Below are 19,708 nucleotides of genomic sequence, written 5' to 3'. Positions count from 1 at the left end.
GGGCGCTTGTGGCCCGGAATTTCGGCGCGCCAGGGGTCGGCGGGGGGCAAATAGCCGCAAAGGCTTTGTTCAAATTTGCGCCAAAAATACGACCTCGCAGGCCGTGTCAGCGCCACATTTAACCGAAAATTACGCAGTCTCGAAAATACTCCCTCACCGGATGGGTGAAAATCATGCCGGGCGGCCTTCCGCCCGGTCAGAGGGGTATGGAATGATTGGATTGCACAAACCGTTCCCACGACTGTTGTCCAAACGGCTGATGCTCATGTCTCCGGCCGATCCGGATTTTGATGCCAACGCGGCCTTCCTGGATGCCGATGCACCAAAGTTCATCGATGCCGCGTCGGATCCGGATTCCCTGTGGTGGTCGATCGCGACCATCATCGGTCACTGGCATCTGCACGGCTACGGGCTGTTTGCAGTCATCGAACGCAACACTGGCCAGACTGTCGGTCTGGTTGGCCCCTGGTTCCCCAAGGGCTGGCCGGAGCCGGAATTGTCCTGGCACCTGATGGAACCCGGCCGCGGCAAGGGCTATGCCAGCGAAGCGGCTGAATGCGTCTTGCACTGGCTTTTCACCGAAGCCGGCTGGGACAGCATCGTGTCTTACGTGCCGGAGGAAAACCACGCCTCGGTGGCGCTGGCCCGCCGGGTCGGGGCGCGTCCGGAAAACCCTGTTTCGTTCCGCCTGCAACCCGCACCGAACATCCGGGCCTGGCGCCATGTTTCGCCGCGCGCGCGCCACGCCAAGGCGCCCGCGGCACGGGGTCTGCTTCACTGATGCAGCAGCGCGGGATCATATGTCGGCTCCGCCGCGCCTTCCTGTCAGGGGAGGCGCGCTGATGCCCTGTGACATCCCGGTGATCGAGACCCGGCGCTTGCTGCTGCGCGGCCCCGAGGCAAAGGACTATCCCGACTTCAAGGCGACCTTCAGCTCCTACCGCTCGCGTTTCATGGGCGGACCGCTGAACCCCTACGAAGCCTGGATGCTGTATGCCGCGGAGATCGGTCATTGGCAGGTGCGCGGGTTCGGCATGTGGATGATCCACGACAAGGCCACCGAAGAAACCTATGGCATGGCCGGTGGCTGGCAGCCCGCAGGCTGGCCGGAGCGCGAAATTGCCTGGATCATCTGGCCCGGTGCCGCAGGCAAGGGCTACGCGCTCGAGGCGGCCCATGCCGCACGCGGATATTTTTATTCAAATCTGGGCTGGGAGACTGCGGTCAGCTATATCGACCCGAAGAATCTCGACTCGATCCGGCTGGCGGAGCGGCTTGGTGCCCGCAAGGACCACGAGGCCGCAACCATCGACGGAAACGATGCGGTCTATCGTCACCCGGCGCCGGACACGCTGAAGGACAGCCAGATGGCACATGGCATAGACATGGAAATTGCCCATTATGCCGACCCGCTCTTCAAACCGGAGGGCTGGGCCATTGACTGAGATGCACCGCCGACCCACCGCCCCTGCGCGGCCTGATGTTCCTGCAAACCCGATGCGGAGAGCCTTTTGATGACGACCGACACCCAAGATCCCGTCGCCCGCGCAGCGCAGTTGCTGAAGGGCCACCGCGAAAGCATCGACCGTCTGGATGCGATCCTCGTCTATACGCTGGGCGAGCGCTTCAAGCACACCCAGGCAGTGGGCCGCCTCAAGGCTGAACACGACCTTCCCCCGTCCGATCCTGCCCGCGAAGCCGCGCAGATCGCACGGCTCGAAGACTTGGCAAGACAGGCCGATCTGGATCCTGAATTCGCCAAGGCATTTTTGAACTTCATCATTGATGAAGTCATCCGACACCACAAAAAACACCAAGAATAACAACAAACAACAGGACAACCGGGGCATACCCCGGACAACGCCATCAAAGGAGATGTACCCATGGCAATGAAAATTCGTCTGGCCCGCGGCGGCTCGAAAAAGCGTCCCTTCTACCGCATCGTGGCTGCCGACAGCCGCATGCCGCGCGACGGCCGCTTCATCGAGAAGCTGGGCACCTACAACCCGCTGCTGCCGAAAGATTCGGAAGAGCGCGTGAAAATGGACATGGAGCGCGTGCAGTACTGGCTGGACCAGGGCGCCCAGCCGACCGACCGTATCGCACGTATGCTGGAAGCAGCAGGCGTCCGCGAGAAGGCCGAGCGCAACAACCCCAAGAAAGGCACCCCGGGCAAGAAAGCCCAGGAACGCGCCGAAGAAAAAGCTGCCAAGGCTGCTGAAGCTGCCGAAGCCGCTGCCGACGCGGAATAAATCCGTGGAGCTGCGGGATGCCTTTCCCGAGGAGTTCCGCAGCCAGCTTGATCTGCTGATGCGGCTCCGGCGCGATGTGCGCCGGTTCCGCAGCGATCCGGTGGACGAGGCAGTGCTGATGCGCTGCCTCTCTGCCATTCCCCTGGCCCCCTCGGTGGGGCTGAGCGAACCCTGGCGCATTCTGCGCGTTGAGAGCGCCGAAGCCCGCGCCACGGCGCTGGCGAATTTCGAGAAGGCCAATGCAGAGGCTCTGCAAGGCTATTCGGGCGAGCGTGCCGAGCGCTATGCCGGATTGAAACTCTCGGGCATGCGCGATGCGCCCGTGCAGCTCGCGTTCTATTGCGATGACGAGACCGCCCAGGGCCACGGCCTTGGCGCCGCCACCATGCCGGAAATGCGCCGCTATTCCGTGGTCACCGCCATCACCCTGTTCTGGCTCGCCCTGCGCGCGGAGGGGCTGGGGCTTGGCTGGGTTTCGGTGCTGGATCCCGAGAAACTCAACCGTGACCTGGCAGCGCCAGAGAGCTGGAAGCTGATCGGCTATTTCTGCATCGGTTACCCGGAGCGGCTTTCGGACACCCCGGAACTGCAGGAAAGCGGCTGGGAAAGCCGGATGGCAGATCTGCCGCTGGAAACGCGTTGACGCCGCGATGGGACGATTGATACGGCTTGTGTTTTTCGTTGCGGTGGCTTTTACGGCTGGCATCTTCTTCGAACGCAACAACCAAAGCGAACTCTGCAAACAGACTGGCGGTCAATGGCTGCGTGCAGGGTTCTGTGCAAAGGAATAAAACGATGAGCGATCTTATCTGCGTCGGCGCGCTGGCAGGCGCCTTTGGGGTGCGCGGCGAGGTGCGTCTCAAAAGCTTCTGCGCCATCCCCGAAGAAATCGAAGACTATTCGCCCCTGTGCAGCGAAGACGGCAGCCAGAGTTTCAGCCTGAAGATCACGCGCGCCGTAAAGAACGGTTTTGCGGCCAGGATCGTCGGGGTCGAAACCAAGGAGGACGCCGACGCGCTGAAAGGGCTGCGCCTTTTTGCGCGGCGTGACCAGCTGCCGACCTTGCCCGACGATGAATATTATCACGCTGACCTGATCGGGCTGGAGGTCTACGACACCGGCGGCACCCTCCTGGGCACGGTGCGCTCAGTACAGAACCACGGCGCCACGGATCTTCTGGAGGTGCATGGCCCGGGGTTGAAGTCTTCCGTTCTGCTGCCCTTTACGCTGGCCGCCGTGCCGACAGTGGATCTCGCGCAGAAACGTATCGTCGCAGACCCGCCTGACGGGTTGTTCTGATCGCGCCTCGGCCTACCGCTCAGTCTTGCTCGGTTGCCAGCAGGTGATCGAGCACCTTGACCAGCAACATCAGTTGCCGCTCCCCCTTCGGGCTGACAGCCCGCTCTGATACGGCCAATTTCTCCCACGCGGCCCAAAGCTTCATGGCGAAGAAGAACTGGAAGACGGGATCATTCGACACGGGCGCGCCATAGCCGGTTTCGAAGGCGTCCCAGTCGGCCTGGGCAATATATCCGTATCCCTCCGGGCAGCCAGCCTCCGCCAAATGGTGCAGCCCGTTGGCCAGGAACAGATTTGCCAGATCACGTTGGGGGACGGTGCCACGGTGATTGGCGAAATCAATTAGACTGATCTGGTCTTCGGCAATCAGGATGTTGCGCATGTGCAGATCGCCATGTTCCACCGCGCCCTGATAGGCCTGCCCCCTTGCGCGCCTGCCGACCCGGTGCAGATAGGCACATAGACCAACAAACCGCTTGGGCTTTCGGATTGGCAGCTCCCCCGCGCGCACCTTCTGGGCACTCTCGCCGACTTGTCGCAGATACGGCTTCGGCCAAAACCGCTTCGCCTCCGTGCGGGAACAATTATGCAGCGCCGCCACGGCATGGCCAATCCGCCGGAGGACGACGCCCCGGTTTTCAAGCCCAAGGCTGCTCATATCAAGCGCTTGGAACGCCGTTGCGCCGGGAGCGAACTCCATCAGTGCAACCTTGTCTCGCGGATCCCGCCATAGAACCTCGGGAACCGACACGCCCCGCGTCTCCCTCAGCCCCTCCGTCGCAGCCTGATGGCGGTCCAGGATGCGCCGGAACGTCTGAAAGCCGCGAGGGGAATAATCTGCACGCAGGACATAGTCTCGGCCATTTGCAGCCTGAATGTGCAACACGCAGCGCAGGTCGGCCCGGCCGCTATTGACCCGCAACCGGTGAAACCGGGCGGCCTCGGTGGGCAGGCCGACGTTGGCCGCGATGCGCGGCCACAGTGCCTGGGTGCGCTCCTGCACCTCGACCATCGCGTCGAACTGCGCCTGTTCTTGGGAATGCGCCCGTGAATTCATCAAAACCCCAAAGCTTGGTATTGCGCCCCACCGTCACTGGACTAAACACTCAATCCATGAGTGCTGCAAACAAATCCCACGGCCGCAAGGCCATCCGCCCGACCCTGAAACCGCGCGAGTTGATGACGCCGACGCCGGATTTGGCGGGCGTTTGGAAGGCCAAGATCATCACCCTGTTTCCCGATGCCTTCCCCGGCGTGTTGAGCGAAAGCCTGACCGGCAAGGCGCTGCAGCAGGGGCTGTGGCAACTGGAAACCACCGATCTGCGCCAGTTCGGCGTCGGAAAGCACCGCAATGTCGATGACACCCCCGCGGGCGGCGGCGCCGGCATGGTTCTGCGCCCCGACGTTCTTGGCGCGGCGATCGAGCACACGATGGCAGGCACCGGCGGCAAGTGGCCGCTGATCTACTTGTCGCCCCGCGGTCGGCGGATGGACCAGCGGATGATGCAGGATTTCGCCCGCTGCGACGGCATCACCCTGCTGTGCGGCCGGTTCGAAGGCGTCGATGAACGGGTGCTGGAGCACTACGGCATCCAGGAAGTCTCGCTGGGGGATTTTGTCATGACTGGCGGCGAGCTGGCAGCCCAGGCGCTGATCGACGCCACCGTGCGGCTGATCCCCGGCGTGCTGGGCAACCACGCCTCGACCGAGGAGGAGAGCTTTTCTTCCGGCCTTCTGGAGCATCCGCAATACACCCGCCCCGCCGAATGGAAGGGCCACGAGATCCCCGAGGTTCTGATGTCCGGCCACCACGGCAAGATCGCCGAATGGCGCCACCAGATGAGCGAGGAGATCACCCGCCAGCGGCGCCCTGACCTTTGGGACGCCCACCAGGCCCGGAAAAACCGCACCTCGTAGACCGCTCCCCTGCCGCGAACCTGCCCCAAGCGCATCAAATCATTGCCGGATTGCGCAAGCCGTGTTTATCCTCGGTCATATTCATTGAACTATAGGAGAGATCAGGGTGGCAGGAAAATTCGAACTGTACCGGGACAAGGCCGGTGAGTATCGCTTTCGTCTGAAGGCAGGCAATGGCGAAAACATTCTGGGCAGCGAAGGCTACAAACAGAAAGCCAGCGCGGAAAACGGCATTGCATCGGTCCGCAAGAACGCCGTCGACGACGCGCGTTACGAGCGCAAGGAAACCGCCGCGGGCAAGTTCATGTTCAACCTCAAGGCCAGCAACGGCCAGGTCATCGGCAGCTCGCAGAGCTACACCAGTGCATCAGGTCGCGACAACGGCATTGAATCCGTTAAGAAAAACGCGCCGGACGCGAAACTGGACGACCAAACCGCCTGACACGCCGACACAGGCGACGCTCCTCGGCAGGTCGGTTGCGACCCGGCCCGGCGGGAGCCCCGGTGAAACTCTTGCCGGATAGGCGGCTCGGCACTTGTTTTAGCAGTCTTTCAGCCGTATACAGCGCAGGTCTGGATTCGCTTTTGCGGACCCGGACCGTCGTGCGTTGGATCATGACTTGGAAACTTTCTTCGGTTTCACCATGGGATCCCGCGCCGACACGAAGGAACAGACGACGTGATCTCTGGCGGGCGCCTCGGCGGACCCGGTGAAGACCAGGAGCTCTCATGACGCGAAACCTCTGTGGAGCAAACCACAGGCAGATTTAGGAGAGTTGCGATGGACCTGATCGCACAGCTGGAGGCGGAACAGATCGCCGCCCTGGGGAAAGAGATCCCCGATTTCAAAGCCGGTGACACCATCCGTGTCGGCTACAAGGTGACCGAAGGCTCGCGCACCCGTGTGCAGATGTACGAAGGCGTCTGCATCAGCCGCAAGAACGGCTCGGGCATTGCCGGTTCGTTCACCGTCCGCAAGATTTCGTTTGGCGAAGGCGTGGAGCGTGTGTTCCCGCTGTTCTCGACCAACATCGACTCGATCGAAGTTGTGCGCCGTGGCCGTGTCCGCCGCGCCAAGCTGTACTACCTGCGCTCGCGCCGCGGCAAATCGGCCCGTATCGCAGAAGACGCGAACTACAAGCCCAAGAAAGCCTGAGGAGTGGTATCATGAAAAAAGACACCCATCCCGACTACCACTTCATCGACGTCAAAATGACCGACGGCACCATCATCAAGATGCGCTCCACCTGGGGTGCCGAAGGTGATCAGCTGGCGCTGGACATCGACCCGACCGTGCACCCGGCCTGGACCGGTGGCTCCTCGCGTCTGATGGATGCCGGCGGCCGCGTATCCAAGTTCAAGAAGAAGTACGAAGGTCTGGGCTTCTAAGCCGCCCGACGTATTTTGTCGAACTCCCGAAGGCTGCCCCGGACGGGCAGCCTTCTTTCTTTTTTCTTCTGACGCTGGGGCCGATGATGCCTCGCGGGAAAGACAGCTCTCCTCGTGAAACACGCCCTGGCAGCCGCCCTGCAAGAACGCGGATATGAAACCCTGACCCAAGTGCAGGAGGCGGTGACCCAGCCGGACGTCGCCGACCGCGATCTCCTGGTGTCAGCGCAAACCGGATCGGGCAAGACGGTGGGCTTCGGCCTCGCCCTCGCCCCCACCCTGCTGGGCGACGCCGAGGAATTCGGCGAAGCCGCTGCCCCGCTGGCGCTGGTGATTGCGCCAACCCGCGAGCTGGCAATGCAGGTCAAACACGAACTGGGCTGGCTTTACCGCGGCGCAGGCGCGCGCATTGCCTCCTGTGTTGGCGGCATGGACATGCGCGACGAACGTCGCGCGCTGGAGCGCGGTGCCCATATCGTGGCGGCAACGCCGGGCCGCCTGCGCGACCACATCATGCGCGGCTCCATCGACCTCAGCCAGGTACGCGGCGTGGTGCTGGACGAAGCCGACGAGATGCTGGACCTGGGCTTCCGCGAGGATCTGGAATTCATCCTGGGCGAAGCCCCGGAAGAGCGCCGCACACTGCTGTTCTCGGCCACCGTGCCGCCCGCCATTGCCAATCTGGCTGAGACCTTCCAGAAGGACGCGTTGCGGATCAAAACCGCGGGCGAGACCAAGCAGCACAGCGACATCGAATACCGGTTGATGAGCGTGGCGCAGGCCGATACCGAAAACGCCATCATCAACGTGTTGCGCTACTATGAGGCCCCCAGCTCCATCGTGTTCGCCAACACCCGCGCCGCGGTGAACCGTCTGGCCGCACGGCTGACCAACCGCGGCCTGCCCGTGGTGACCCTGTCGGGCGAGCTGTCCCAGACCGAGCGCAGCCATGCCCTGCAAGCCATGCGCGACGGGCGTGCACGTGTCTGCGTGGCCACCGACGTCGCCGCCCGCGGCATTGACCTGCCGGGGCTGGAACTGGTGGTCCATGCCGAGCTGCCCTCGAACCACGAAACCCTGCTGCACCGCTCCGGCCGGACCGGCCGCGCGGGCCGCAAGGGCGTCAGCGCGCTGATCGCCCCTCCCAAGGCCCGCAGCAAGGCGCTGCGGCTGCTGAAATGGGCCAAGCTGAGTGCCGAACACTGCGAGGCGCCCTCGGCTGACGACATTCTGGCCCGCGACGAAGAGCGCATGCTGGCCGATCCGGTCTGGCAGGAGCCGGTGGCCGAGAACGAACAGGCCGGTGTTCAGACGCTGCTGGACACCTTCACCCCCGAGCAGATCGCGGCGACCTACCTGCGACTGTTCCGCAGCCGCCATTCAGCGCCGGAAGAGCTGCGCCCGGTCGATGCGCAGGAGCCGCGCAAGGAACGCAAGCCTTTCGGCCCCTCGGTCTGGTTCTCTCTGTCCGGCGGCCGCGCCACAGGCGCAGACCCGCGCCGGGTGCTGCCGATGCTGTGCAAGGCGGGCGGTATCGACCGCGACGCCATCGGCGCCATTCGCATCCAAGAGAATGAGACCTTTGCCGAGATCAGCCAGGACGCGGTCGAGGGCTTTCTGAAGGCGCTCGACGGCAAGACCGAGCTGGAGCCCGGCGCGGTGCTGACCCGTCTGGACCAAGCCCCCGACCTGCCGCCGCCGCCGCGCCGCGGTCCCGGCGGCCCCAAGGGCGGCTTCAAAGGCGACCGCGCCCCAAAACCGCACCGCGGCAAATCCGACGGTGCCAAGCCATACCACAAGAAGTCGGAAGGCAGCGATGACAGCCGCCCGCCGCGCAAGGACTGGAAGGACAAGCCGCGCCGGGACGACCGGCCGGAGCGCTTTGAACGCCCTGATCGCGCAGAACGGCCCGAACGCAGCAAACCGCGTCCGGCGGAACGCCCCCGCAAACCCGCCCCGGCTGTAACCGCCAAACCCAAGGGCGCCTCGGATCCCTCCAAGCGGATGACCCGCCCCGGCAGCCCGGCAGGCAAACCGTCTGGCAAACCGTCTGGCAAACCCGCAGCCAAGCCCTATGCAGCCAAGGGTCCGAAGCCGCCCGTCGGCAAGCCCAACAGCAAGAAGAACAAGGCCCGTGCAGCGGCGGCCAAGGGCGGCGACGCCCGCCCCCGGCACAAGAGTGGCGGGCCGTCCAAACACAGGTGAAACACTAAATTCACCAGCCTGCGCCCGCGGCTTTTCTTGTCCGGTTTCAGAGCCTATACAGGGGCCAATAGGCAAAAACGTGCTCAAAGCACGAACAAAGGGACCGGAAAATGGCGCATATCATTGTCGTCGGCAACGAGAAGGGCGGCGCGGGCAAATCCACCGTCTCCATGCATGTCGCAACCACGCTGGCCCGTCTGGGCCACCGGGTTGCGGCGCTGGACCTTGATCTGCGGCAGCGCTCGATGGGGCGTTACCTGGAAAACCGCAAGGATTTCTGCGCCAAGGCGGGGCTGAATCTGCCGATGGTCGAGATGCACGAGCTGCCGGAAATCGACCCCGCCAGCCTGCAGCCCGGCGAGAACATCTATGATCACCGCTTGTCGGCCGCGGTTTCTGCGCTGGAAAACGGCCACGATTTCATCCTGATCGACTGCCCCGGCTCGCACACGCGGCTGAGCCAGGTTGCGCACTCTCTGGCAGATACGCTGATCACGCCTCTGAATGACAGCTTTGTCGATTTCGACCTGCTGGCGCATGTGGACCAGAAGGGCGAAAAGATCACCGGCCCCTCGGTCTACTCCGAGATGGTCTGGAACGCCCGCCAGCTGCGCGCGCAGGCCGGGTTGAAACCGATCGACTGGATCGTGATCCGCAACCGGGTCGGCACCCAGCGTATGGTCAACAAGGAAAAGATGGAGCGCGCCATCAACATGCTCTCCAAGCGGATCGGCTTCCGCGTCGCCCCCGGCTTCTCCGAGCGGGTGATCTTCCGAGAGCTGTTCCCCCGCGGGCTGACGCTGCTGGACCTCAAGGATATCGGCGTCAAACAGCTGAACATCTCCAACATCGCGGCGCGTCAGGAACTGCGCGACATGATGAAGGAAGTGAACCTGCCCGGCGTCGAGGTCAGCATCTGACCCCGCGCCCCCAAGCGCAAGACCCAATGGCTGCTGCGCCCCGTAGGGGGCGCAACGGCGTCAACTGTTACAGGAACAGTCGCCGCGGTAGATCGTGTAGAGCTCGATTGGTTCTGCCACGCCGCGCAGCATGTACCGCCCCAATGAAACCAGATCGTGGTTGGTGCCCTGCGCCGCCCGTTTCACATCTTCAGACATGATGATGTTCTGCCCGACGGACCGGTGCATCCCGGCGATCCGTGCGGTCTGGTTCACGGTCTGGCCGATCACGGTGAAATCCAGCCGGTTCTTGGCGCCGATGTTCCCATAGAGAATGTCGCCGGCGTGCAGCGCCAGCGTGAAGCCGGCCGTCGGCAGCCCTTCGGCTTCGCGCTCCGCATTGAAGCCGCGAATCTTGCCGCAAAGCTCATTGGCCGCGGCCAATGCGGCATGGGCGTCTTCTTCGATGCTGCCGAGGTTGAACATGGTCAACATCCCGTCGCCCATGAACTTCAGAATATTGCCGCCATGGGCCTGAATCGTCTCGACCGCCAGACCGAAATACCCGTTCAGCATGTCGATCAGGTCGGTGCCCGGCAGGCGTTCAGCCAGTTCGGTGAAGCCTTTCAGGTCAAACAGGCAGATTACCGCGTCAATCTCCTGCGACGACCCGCGCCGGATCTCGCCGGACAGCACCCGCTGACCGGCATCGCGCCCCAGGTAGACCTGCAGGAGATCCTTGGCGATCTGCCTGTTGGACGAGGATTTCAACGCAAGTCCGAGATGCGGCAGCGTCGTGCGGATCAAATCCAGTTCACGGTTGCTGAAGCCGCCAGCACGGTCAGTCGTCCAGGACACCAGGATGCCTTCGCCCGGGCGCCGCGGGTCCACGGGGGCCTCTTCCGGCGGGTGAAAGCGCAGCCCTGCCGCGAAATAATCCGTCGCGCCAACGGCGTGAAACTCCTCCAGCACCGGGAAGTCAAACGGCGGCCCCGCTTCCAGGGACACCCGAAGTTCCTGCTTCTCCTGCTGTAACAGCTGGAAGAACGGGCTGTTGAGCCAGTCATCACCGGGATTTTCCTGGTATTCGTAATGCTGGCTGGTGATGCTCTCACCACGCAGCCAACGAATGCCGATGCCGCCGAATTCCGGGTGATAGGCCCTCTGGGCCAGCTGGAACCGCATCAACGGCACCCCCGCCTCGGTCAGGCGCTGGCAATACCCATCCAGCAGGTCGTGCTGGCTGGTGCCTTGCAGCCCCTGCTCCATCAACCAGGCGATCAGCGGCCCGGAATTGACATCGATCTGAATCATACATTCACCTTTTGTACCGGCCCCTAATCTGGGTCTTGCCGGGCCAAAAGTCTATGGGGCGATGTCTGCTAATTTGCGCAACATGTTTCGCAAAATTGCAACCTCGCCCGCGCTGAACTGCTGGCACAGCTTCGCGTCATAGGCCACCGCGACCTTGCGCAAATCACGATAGGCCGCCTGCCCCGCCGCAGTCAGCGCGAGATGCTCTGCGCGGCGGTCCTGTTCATCGCGGGTGCGGGTCACGAAACGCTTCTCTGCCAGCTTGGACACGGCGCGACTGATCTTGGTCTTGTGGATCTTGGCCCGCGTGCCGATGTCCTTGGCCGTCATCTGGCCGTAGTTGCCAAGATGGAACAGCACCCGCCATTCGGTGCGCAGCATTCCGTAACGATCCTTGTAATGGCGCTGAAACCCCAGCGAGCTCTCTTCCGCGGCGCGATTCAGCAGGAAGGGCAGAAAATCCTGCAGGTCGAAATCATCTTTTTCACTCATTGCGGTCTCCCTTCCCTTGTTAGTTACAAAATCAACTAATATCCCGCAAGCAGAGACAGGAGGAACGCGCAAATGACCCGGACCGCAGATTCCCATCAGATGACCCAGGCGCCTTCGCTGGAAGGGCCGAACGCGGGCTACATGCCCGGCTTTGGCAATGACTTTGAAACCGAGGCGCTGCCCGGTGCGCTGCCGCAGGGCATGAACAGCCCGCAGAAATGCAACTACGGCCTTTATGGCGAACAGCTGAGCGGCACCGCCTTTACCGCCGATCCGCCGGAACGCACCTGGACCTACCGGATTCGCCCCTCGGTCAAACATTCGCACCGCTACGAGAAGATTGACCTGCCCTATTGGAAATCGGCCCCCTGCGTGGACCCGGACGTGGTCTCCCTGGGCCAATACCGCTGGGATCCGGTAGCGCATTCCGATGAGGGTCTGACCTGGCTCACCGGCATGCGGACGATGACGACCGCGGGGGATGTGAACACCCAGATCGGCATGGCGAGCCACATCTACCTGGTGACCGAGTCGATGGTCGACAGCTACTTTTACTCGGCCGATTCCGAGCTGCTGGTTGTCCCGCAGGAAGGTCGCCTGCGCTTTGCGACCGAACTGGGGATCATCGACCTCGCCCCGCAGGAGATCGCAATCATCCCGCGCGGGCTGGTCTACCGGGTCGAGGTGCTCGAAGGCCCCTGCCGCGGCTTTGTCTGCGAGAACTACGGCCAGAAGTTCGAACTGCCGGCTCGCGGTCCGATCGGTGCCAACTGCCTCGCCAACCCGCGCGATTTCAAGGCGCCGGTGGCGGCCTTCGAGGACCGCGAGGTGCCCTCGACCGTGACCATCAAGTGGTGCGGCCAGTTCCACCAGACCCGGATCGGCCACTCGCCGCTGGACGTGGTCGCCTGGCATGGCAACTATGCGCCCTACAAATACGACCTGACCACCTATTGCCCGGTCGGGGCGATTCTGTTCGACCACCCGGATCCGTCGATCTTTACCGTGCTGACGGCACCGTCGGGCGTGCCGGGCACCGCGAACATCGATTTCGTACTGTTCCGCGATCGCTGGATGGTGGCCGAAAACACCTTCCGCCCGCCATGGTATCACAAGAACATCATGTCGGAGCTGATGGGCAATATCTATGGCCAGTATGATGCCAAACCCCAAGGGTTCGTGCCGGGCGGCATGAGCTTGCACAACATGATGCTGCCGCATGGTCCGGACAAGAACGCCTTCGAGGGCGCGTCGAACTCCAACCTCGGCCCCGAGAAGCTGGAAAACACCATGTCCTTCATGTTTGAGACCCGCTTCCCGCAGCATCTCACGGCATTTGCAGCCAAGGAAGCGCCGTTGCAGGATGATTACATCGACTGCTGGAGCGACATCGAGAAGAAATTCGACGGCACGCCCGGCCTGAAATGATCTTGGTGCGGGGGCGCTGCCCCCTCTGGACCCCAAGGGGTCCATTCACCCCCGGAGTATTTCCGGAAAGATGAAAAGGATCCGCGGATCCGGAAACTGGAGACACCATGCCTCTGCTGAAATCCTGGGTGGCCTCGGCCAATGATGCGGCCCACCCGTTCCCGCTGAACAACCTGCCCTATGGCGTCTTTTCCATCGACGGCGATGATCCGCGCTGCGGCGTGGCGATCGGCGACCTGATCCTCGACATGCAGTCCGCCGAAGAGGCCGGACTGGTGCAGCTGGTCGACACGCCGCTGTTCGATGTGCCCTATTGGAATGACCTGATGGAGCAAGGCCCGGCAGTCTGGGCGGCGCTGCGCGAGCGGTTGACCGCCTTGCTGGCCGAAGGGTCGCCGGAGAAGGACAAGGTCAAGCCGCATCTGGTGGCGCAAGCCGACGCCGAGCTGCACATGCCCTTTGCAGTGAGCGAATACACCGATTTCTATGCGGGCAAGAACCACGCCTTCAACGTCGGCACCATGTTCCGTGGCCCGGAAAATGCGCTGCCGCCGAACTGGCTGCACATCCCGATCGGCTATAACGGGCGGGCCTCTTCGGTCGTTGTCTCGGGCACCAACATACGCCGCCCCTGGGGCCAGCTGAAAGGGCCGAATGACGACAAGCCGCGGTGGGCGCCCTGTGCGCGCTTCGACATCGAGCTGGAGATGGGCGCAATTGTCGGCACCCCCTCCGATGGCCCGATCACCGTGCAGGAGGCAGACGATCACATCTTCGGCTACGTGCTGCTGAACGACTGGTCGGCGCGCGACATCCAGGCCTGGGAATACCAGCCGCTGGGGCCGTTCCAGGCCAAGGCAACCGCGACCTCGATCTCCCCCTGGATTGTCACCAAACCGGCGCTGGAGCCGTTCCGCTGCGACACGCCCGAGCGCGAGGTCGAACTGCTGGACCATCTGAAGGACTATGGGCCGATGCTTTATGACATCGATCTCGAGGTCACCATGGCCCCCGCAGGCAAGGCGGCGTCCACCATCGCCCGGACCAACTACCGGGAAATGTACTACTCCGCCGCGCAGCAACTGGCGCATCACACCACCTCGGGCTGCCCGATGAACGCCGGCGATCTTCTTGGTTCCGGTACCATCTCCGGTGCCACCAAGGAAAGCCGCGGCTCCCTGCTGGAACTCAGCTGGGGCGGCAAGGAGCCCCTGACGCTGGACAGCGGCGAGGAACGCTCCTTCATCGAGGACGGCGATACGCTGACGCTGAAAGGCGCGGCCAGGGGCGATGGCTATACGATCGGGTTCGGAGATTGCACGGGAACCGTCCTGCCCGCGCTTGAAGACCCCTTCGCAAGATAAGGAAGACCGAAATGGCAAAAGCATTTGCGTCCCAAGGGGACCTGACCGAGAAGAAGATCACCTTTGATGAGATCGGCGACGGGCTTTATGCCTTCACCGCCGAAGGTGACCCGAACTCCGGCGTCATCATCGGGGACGACTCCGTGATGATCGTCGAAGCGCAAGCCACCCCGCGGCTGGCCAACAAGGTCATCGAGTGCGTGCGCTCTGTCACCGACAAACCGATCACCCACGTGGTGCTGACCCACTATCACGCCGTGCGCGTGCTCGGCGCCTCGGCCTTTGGCGCGCAGAACATCATCATGTCGGACAAGGCGCGCGCCATGGTGGTGGAACGCGGGCAGGAGGACTGGGACAGCGAATTCCAGCGCTTCCCGCGGCTGTTCGAAGGCCATGAAAGCATCCCCGGCCTGACCTGGCCCACTACCACCTTCTCCGAAGGCATGACCGTCTACCTCGGCAACCGCCGGGTCGACATCAAGCATCTGGGCCGCGCCCATACCGCCGGTGATGCGGTGATCCATGTGCCGGACCAGAACGTGATGTTCACCGGCGACATCGTGGAATACCACTCGGCCTGCTACTGCGGCGACGGGCATTTCAGCGACTGGGGCCGGACGCTCGACAACATCAAGGCCTATGAGCTGGACGCCATCGCACCGGGCCGGGGCGATGCACTGGTCGGTCAGGAGATGGTCAACGCCGCCATCGAGAACACCCGCGACTTCGTCGAAAGCACCTACCGCCCGGCAGCCAAAGTTGCCGCCCGCAATGGCACCCTGAAAGAGGCCTGGGACGCGGTGCGTGCCGAATGCGATCCCAAGTTCGCCGACTACGCGATCTACGAACACTGCCTGCCCTTCAACGTCGCCCGCGCCTTTGACGAGGCCCGCGGCATCGACACGCCCCGCATCTGGACCGCGCAGCGCGATCTGGAAATGTGGGAGGCCCTGCAAGGCTAGGCGCGCAGACATCACGGCCGGGGCGCAGTGACCAAGATCCTGCCGCCCCGTGCACAGGCATGAGAGGTTGGAGCATCCTTCCGGCAGCCGCCTGCCGGAACGCGGGGATGCTGTGTCTAAAGGCGGCCTCAACCCGGGAGGAAAGCGGATGAACAAGATCTTTGAGGAGCCCATGTACCCCTATTCGCGCCACGCGGATCAGGGCGCGGCCCGCCCCGTCCGCCACAAGGTTGTGATGATCGGGGCCGGCCCCGTGGGGCTGGCGGCCGCCGTGGATCTGGCGCAACAAGGCGTCGCCGTGGTGGTGCTGGATGACAACGACAGGGTCAGCACCGGCTCGCGCGCGATCTGCTTTGCCAAGCGCCCGCTGGAGATCCTCGACCGGCTGGGCTGTGGCCAGCCGATGGTCGACAAGGGCGTGCAGTGGAACGTCGGCAAGGTGTTCTTCGACGAGCGCCAGGTCTATGAGTTCAACCTGCTGCCCGAAGACGGACACAAGCGCCCCGCTTTCATCAACCTGCAGCAATACTATCTGGAAGCGCAGCTGGTGGAGCGGATCCGCGAGCTGCAACAACAAGGCGCGCAAATCGAGATCCGGGGCCGCAACAAGGTGACCGCGATTGACGCGCAGCCAGATCACGTGGCGCTCGAGATCGACACCCCCGATGGGCCTTACGGCCTGGAGGCCGATTGGCTGATTGCCTGCGACGGCGCGAGCTCCCCAACCCGGCGCATGCTGGGACTGGATTTTGTCGGCCGGGTTTTCGAGGATAATTTCCTGATTGCCGACGTGGTGATGGAGGCGGATTTTCCGACCGAGCGCTGGTTCTGGTTCGATCCGCCCTTCAACCGGGGCCAGTCGGCGCTGTTGCACAAGCAGCCGGACGGGGTCTGGCGGATTGACCTGCAGCTGGGCTGGGACATCGACAAGGAACGCGAGAAACGCCCCGAAAACGTCATCCCGCGGCTAAAGGCAATGCTGGGCGAAGAGGTCGAATTCCAGCTGGAGTGGGTATCGATCTACACGTTCCAATGCCGCCGGATGGAGAAGTTCCGCCATGGCAGGGTGATCTTTGCCGGCGATTCCGCGCATCAGGTTTCACCCTTCGGCGCCCGAGGTGCCAACTCCGGCCTGCAGGACAGCGACAACCTGTGCTGGAAACTGGCGCTGGTGCTGGACGGCAAGGCGCCCGAAAGCCTGCTGGACAGCTACGACGCCGAGCGCATCCAGGGCGCGGACGAGAACATCCTGAATTCCTCGCGGTCGACCGATTTCATCACGCCGAAGTCCGAAATGAGCCGCATCTTGCGCGACGCCGTGCTGGATCTGTCGGAACATCATCCCTTTGCCCGACCGTTGGTGAACTCGGGGCGCCTGTCGGTGCCCTGCATCCACGACGGGTCCCCGTTGAATTCAGCGGACGCGCTGGATGGCCCCACCCGCAGCCGCCCCGGCGCCCCCTGCCCCGATGCGCCGCTGGACGACGGTTTTCTGTTGGACCACCTGGGCGGAGAGTTCATCCTGCTGACCATCAACGCCGACGCCCCCGACCTGATCCAGGAAGCAGGCATCAGCGTGCGCAGGTTGGCGCTGTCCACGCAGGCCAACACCCACAGCGCGCTGAAAGATCGCTATCTGGGAGAACACGCCAGCGCCGTATACCTGATCCGGCCCGACCAACACGTCGCGGCCCGTCGCCCCAGCTATGACGACAACCTCATCCGCCAGGCCATTCGACGCGCCACTGGCAAGGAGTAATCGCGATGGAAGACACAGATCACCTGATCCTCACGCCCAATATCGATGACGCAGATGATTTCTACGCCGATCTCCTGGCGGCGCACGAAGGGCTGAGCAAGGCCGAAAGCGATGCGCTGAACGCACGGTTGGTGCTGGTGCTGGCCAATCACATCGGCGACCGCAGCATTCTGAAACAGGCGCTGAAGGCCGCGGCACGCCACCCGCAATAGGGCTGCGACCGCAAGCTTGCATCGCAACGGGGAGATACGAATGGGCAAGACAGTTTTGTTTGACTACTGGCGGTCCTCCGCCAGCTACCGAGTGCGGATCGCTCTTAACCTGGCAGGGATCGCGTTTGAGAGCGTACCGATCGATCTGGTGAAGGGCGAACACAGGACCACGGCGCACCTGGAACGCAATCCACAAGGTCTGGTGCCCGTACTGGACATCGACGGGCTGCGTCTCACGCAATCACTCGCCATACTGGACTATCTGGACGAGACCCGCCAACTCGGGCTCTTGCCCGCTGATCCCGGAAACCGTGCGCGAGCGCGCGCGCTCGCGCATTCCGTGGCCGTGGACGTCCACCCGGTCTGCAACCTGCAAGTTGCCAAACACGCAACCGGCCTCAGCTGCAACGCCGAAGACATGCCGAAAGCCTGGATGCAGCACTTCATCCGCCCCGGCCTGGCGGCGTTTGAACGTTTGCTCGCTGGTTTCGAACAAACGCCCTACTGCACGGGCGACACACCGGGCCTCGCCGACATCTGTCTCATGCCGCAACTCTACAACGCCCGGCGCTGGGAGGTCGATTTCGCCGACCTGCCCCGTATTTGCGCCGCCGAAGCAGTCTGCGCCCAGCACCCGGCTTTTGCCGCGGCACATCCAGACCAGTGCCGCTAGGGCACAGCGGCCCGATACCTATGCCATAAGACGGCCCGAAGGGCCGAACCGCCCGGCATTGAGACCGTTCCGCTCACGTCGCCGCAACGTGACTGACAACACGTGGGCCGCGCGACGGGCCGATCTGAACAGCGCCCTAGTCGGCGATCACGTCCTGACGCTGCTGGCCCAGCCCTTCAATGCCCAGTTCCACGACATCGCCCGCCTTCAGATAGCGCGGAGGCTTCATGCCCATGCCAACACCCGGCGGGGTCCCGGTTGAGATCACGTCACCGGGGTGCAGGGTCATGAATTGGCTCAGGTAGTGAACCAGGTAGGCAACTCCGTAGACCATCGTCGACGTGGAGCCATCCTGCATGGTCTCGCCATTCACCTTCAGCCACATGGGCAGGTTCTGCGGATCGGCAACCTCGTCCCGTGTCACCAGCCAAGGCCCGATCTGGCCAAAATTGTCGCAGCTCTTGCCCTTGGTCCACTGGCCTTCCCGTTCGATCTGGAAGGCGCGTTCCGAGACATCATTGGCCACCGCGTAGCCAGCGACATGATCCATAGCCTCGGCCTCGCTGACATATTTGGCCGGTTTGCCGATCACCACCGCCAGTTCCACCTCCCAGTCGGTCTTTTGAGAACCTCGGGGGATGATGATGGGATCATTCGCGCCGCAGATGGCCGAGGTCGCCTTCATGAAGACCACCGGCTCCGACGGCACCGCAAGCCCGCTTTCGGCCGCGTGGTCAGCGTAATTGAGCCCGATGCAGATGAATTTTCCGGTTCCGGCAATCGGCGGCCCAAGGCGCGGGTTACCTTCAACCGCGGGCAACGCATCGATGTCCACGTCTGCCAACCGTTTCAGACTGTCGGGATAGAGGTGCCTGCCGGACAGGTCGTCGATCAAACCAGAAAGATCCCGGATGCTGCCATCCGTGTGCAGAAGACCCGGTTTCTCGGCGCCAGGCGCCCCAAAGCGAAGCAGTTTCATGTCGTGGCTTTCTTCCTTGTTTCAAACGGTCCGATCTATACCGATACATCAGGCGCGCGCTCAGGGATAGAATGCAGCCGCGTGGTATGTTGACGCCCACCGCGACGAAGTTACTGCCGCGCTGTGTTTTTTCGGTGCATCAAGCGGCGGCCGCCTCGGAGGCGAAAGCTGTCAGCTCACGCAGTACAGGCTTGAAAATACTCGTACATACAGGTTTTGCCCGAGTTTGGAACCTGTCCCCGATGCCGTACTGACAGCCCTCAGGGTGAGACAACCGATCTACGGACTCTGATTTCGCAGGTACGGATGGCTCCGGATGCTGATGCCCCGGGGGCCATCAGCTTGAACTTGTTGGCGAACTGGCCGGGATCATGGCTTTGGGGGGCCTTGAATCGAAAAAGCCCCCGCTGTTTGCGAGGGCTTGGTCGGAAACGATGGTTGCGGGAGCAGGATTTGAACCTGCGACCTTCAGGTTATGAGCCTGACGAGCTACCTGGCTGCTCCATCCCGCGTCAGGTGTTTTGTATCGTTCAAGAGAGGTTTTGGATTTTACTAGGTTTGGCG

At 63.0% G+C, this 19,708-nt stretch carries 22 protein-coding genes and 1 tRNA gene; 18 read left to right on the top strand and 5 right to left on the bottom strand.

The window, feature by feature from the left end:
* Positions 1 to 211: 211 nt before the first annotated feature.
* The 6 genes from AB9K35_RS04620 to rimM all read left to right on the top strand — a co-directional run bounded on the left by AB9K35_RS04620 (position 212) and on the right by rimM (position 3,551).
* Positions 212 to 781 (top strand): GNAT family N-acetyltransferase, encoded by a 570-nt coding sequence (locus AB9K35_RS04620; RefSeq protein ID WP_222456205.1) that lies wholly within the window; start codon positions 212 to 214, stop codon positions 779 to 781.
* Between the two features lie 61 nt (positions 782 to 842).
* Complete coding sequence (locus AB9K35_RS04615) at positions 843 to 1,445, top strand: GNAT family N-acetyltransferase (protein ID WP_222456206.1); 603 nt, start codon at positions 843 to 845, stop codon at positions 1,443 to 1,445.
* 69 nt (positions 1,446 to 1,514) lie between these two features.
* Positions 1,515 to 1,823 (top strand): chorismate mutase, encoded by a 309-nt coding sequence (locus AB9K35_RS04610; protein WP_222456207.1) that lies wholly within the window; start codon positions 1,515 to 1,517, stop codon positions 1,821 to 1,823.
* Positions 1,824 to 1,883: 60 nt separating this feature from the next.
* Positions 1,884 to 2,252: a 30S ribosomal protein S16 gene (gene rpsP, locus AB9K35_RS04605; protein ID WP_222456208.1), complete on the top strand. Its 369-nt coding sequence runs from the start codon at positions 1,884 to 1,886 to the stop codon at positions 2,250 to 2,252.
* Positions 2,253 to 2,256: 4 nt separating this feature from the next.
* On the top strand, positions 2,257 to 2,895 hold the full coding sequence (gene bluB / locus AB9K35_RS04600; RefSeq protein WP_369924715.1) for a 5,6-dimethylbenzimidazole synthase: 639 nt from the start codon (positions 2,257 to 2,259) through the stop codon (positions 2,893 to 2,895).
* A 152-nt stretch (positions 2,896 to 3,047) separates the two neighbouring features.
* Positions 3,048 to 3,551, top strand: coding sequence for a ribosome maturation factor RimM (gene rimM, locus AB9K35_RS04595; protein ID WP_222456210.1), 504 nt, complete (start codon positions 3,048 to 3,050; stop codon positions 3,549 to 3,551).
* A 19-nt stretch (positions 3,552 to 3,570) separates the two neighbouring features.
* On the opposite strand, the gene AB9K35_RS04590 is transcribed toward rimM, so the two are convergent.
* Positions 3,571 to 4,608, bottom strand: coding sequence for a phosphotransferase (locus tag AB9K35_RS04590; RefSeq protein ID WP_369924714.1), 1,038 nt, complete (start codon positions 4,606 to 4,608; stop codon positions 3,571 to 3,573).
* 56 nt (positions 4,609 to 4,664) lie between these two features.
* On the opposite strand from AB9K35_RS04590, the gene trmD reads away from it, so the two are divergent.
* The 6 genes from trmD to AB9K35_RS04560 all read left to right on the top strand — a co-directional run bounded on the left by trmD (position 4,665) and on the right by AB9K35_RS04560 (position 9,982).
* A complete protein-coding gene (gene trmD, locus AB9K35_RS04585; RefSeq protein WP_369924713.1) occupies positions 4,665 to 5,468 on the top strand; it encodes a tRNA (guanosine(37)-N1)-methyltransferase TrmD in 804 nt (267 codons plus the stop codon).
* A 106-nt stretch (positions 5,469 to 5,574) separates the two neighbouring features.
* Entirely contained in the window at positions 5,575 to 5,910 is a 336-nt protein-coding gene (locus AB9K35_RS04580) for a YegP family protein (RefSeq protein ID WP_222456212.1), read from the top strand.
* Between the two features lie 339 nt (positions 5,911 to 6,249).
* Positions 6,250 to 6,624: a 50S ribosomal protein L19 gene (gene rplS, locus AB9K35_RS04575; protein WP_222456213.1), complete on the top strand. Its 375-nt coding sequence runs from the start codon at positions 6,250 to 6,252 to the stop codon at positions 6,622 to 6,624.
* Between the two features lie 11 nt (positions 6,625 to 6,635).
* Positions 6,636 to 6,857, top strand: a complete 222-nt coding sequence (rpmE, locus tag AB9K35_RS04570) for a 50S ribosomal protein L31 (RefSeq protein WP_222456214.1) — start codon at positions 6,636 to 6,638, stop codon at positions 6,855 to 6,857.
* 114 nt (positions 6,858 to 6,971) lie between these two features.
* Positions 6,972 to 9,062 carry a DEAD/DEAH box helicase gene (locus AB9K35_RS04565; RefSeq protein WP_369924712.1) on the top strand — a complete coding sequence of 697 codons (2,091 nt, stop codon included), beginning with the start codon at positions 6,972 to 6,974 and terminating at the stop codon, positions 9,060 to 9,062.
* Between the two features lie 110 nt (positions 9,063 to 9,172).
* Positions 9,173 to 9,982, top strand: a complete 810-nt coding sequence (locus tag AB9K35_RS04560) for a division plane positioning ATPase MipZ (RefSeq protein WP_222456216.1) — start codon at positions 9,173 to 9,175, stop codon at positions 9,980 to 9,982.
* A 60-nt stretch (positions 9,983 to 10,042) separates the two neighbouring features.
* Here AB9K35_RS04560 and AB9K35_RS04555 read toward each other — a convergent pair whose 3' ends face one another.
* Together AB9K35_RS04555 and AB9K35_RS04550 are read right to left on the bottom strand one after the other, a co-directional pair.
* Positions 10,043 to 11,275, bottom strand: a complete 1,233-nt coding sequence (locus tag AB9K35_RS04555) for an adenylate/guanylate cyclase domain-containing protein (protein WP_222456217.1) — start codon at positions 11,273 to 11,275, stop codon at positions 10,043 to 10,045.
* A 51-nt stretch (positions 11,276 to 11,326) separates the two neighbouring features.
* Complete coding sequence (locus AB9K35_RS04550) at positions 11,327 to 11,767, bottom strand: MarR family winged helix-turn-helix transcriptional regulator (RefSeq protein ID WP_369924711.1); 441 nt, start codon at positions 11,765 to 11,767, stop codon at positions 11,327 to 11,329.
* Between the two features lie 72 nt (positions 11,768 to 11,839).
* Between AB9K35_RS04550 and hmgA the strand changes: the two genes are divergently transcribed.
* The 6 genes from hmgA to maiA all read left to right on the top strand — a co-directional run bounded on the left by hmgA (position 11,840) and on the right by maiA (position 18,165).
* Entirely contained in the window at positions 11,840 to 13,195 is a 1,356-nt protein-coding gene (gene hmgA / locus AB9K35_RS04545) for a homogentisate 1,2-dioxygenase (RefSeq protein WP_369924710.1), read from the top strand.
* A gap of 107 nt (positions 13,196 to 13,302) precedes the next feature.
* The gene (fahA, locus tag AB9K35_RS04540; RefSeq protein WP_369924709.1) at positions 13,303 to 14,559 is read left to right on the top strand and encodes a fumarylacetoacetase; all 1,257 of its coding nucleotides are present in this window, start codon (positions 13,303 to 13,305) and stop codon (positions 14,557 to 14,559) included.
* A gap of 11 nt (positions 14,560 to 14,570) precedes the next feature.
* Positions 14,571 to 15,521 (top strand): MBL fold metallo-hydrolase, encoded by a 951-nt coding sequence (locus AB9K35_RS04535; protein WP_369924708.1) that lies wholly within the window; start codon positions 14,571 to 14,573, stop codon positions 15,519 to 15,521.
* 148 nt (positions 15,522 to 15,669) lie between these two features.
* Entirely contained in the window at positions 15,670 to 17,280 is a 1,611-nt protein-coding gene (locus tag AB9K35_RS04530) for an FAD-dependent oxidoreductase (protein WP_369924707.1), read from the top strand.
* 5 nt (positions 17,281 to 17,285) lie between these two features.
* On the top strand, positions 17,286 to 17,492 hold the full coding sequence (locus tag AB9K35_RS04525) for a DUF2783 domain-containing protein (protein WP_369924706.1): 207 nt from the start codon (positions 17,286 to 17,288) through the stop codon (positions 17,490 to 17,492).
* Positions 17,493 to 17,532: 40 nt separating this feature from the next.
* Complete coding sequence (gene maiA / locus AB9K35_RS04520) at positions 17,533 to 18,165, top strand: maleylacetoacetate isomerase (protein ID WP_369924705.1); 633 nt, start codon at positions 17,533 to 17,535, stop codon at positions 18,163 to 18,165.
* A gap of 136 nt (positions 18,166 to 18,301) precedes the next feature.
* Here maiA and AB9K35_RS04515 read toward each other — a convergent pair whose 3' ends face one another.
* A complete protein-coding gene (locus tag AB9K35_RS04515) occupies positions 18,302 to 19,144 on the bottom strand; it encodes a fumarylacetoacetate hydrolase family protein (RefSeq protein ID WP_369924704.1) in 843 nt (280 codons plus the stop codon).
* Positions 19,145 to 19,579: 435 nt separating this feature from the next.
* Positions 19,580 to 19,656 (bottom strand) — tRNA-Met (locus AB9K35_RS04510).
* Positions 19,657 to 19,708 lie beyond the last annotated feature (52 nt).

It is taken from the genome of Leisingera sp. XS_AS12 (assembly GCF_041224635.1).
GTDB lineage: Bacteria > Pseudomonadota > Alphaproteobacteria > Rhodobacterales > Rhodobacteraceae > Leisingera.
Note: the sequence above shows the minus strand (reverse complement) of the source record. Positions and strands in the feature narration are given on the sequence as shown.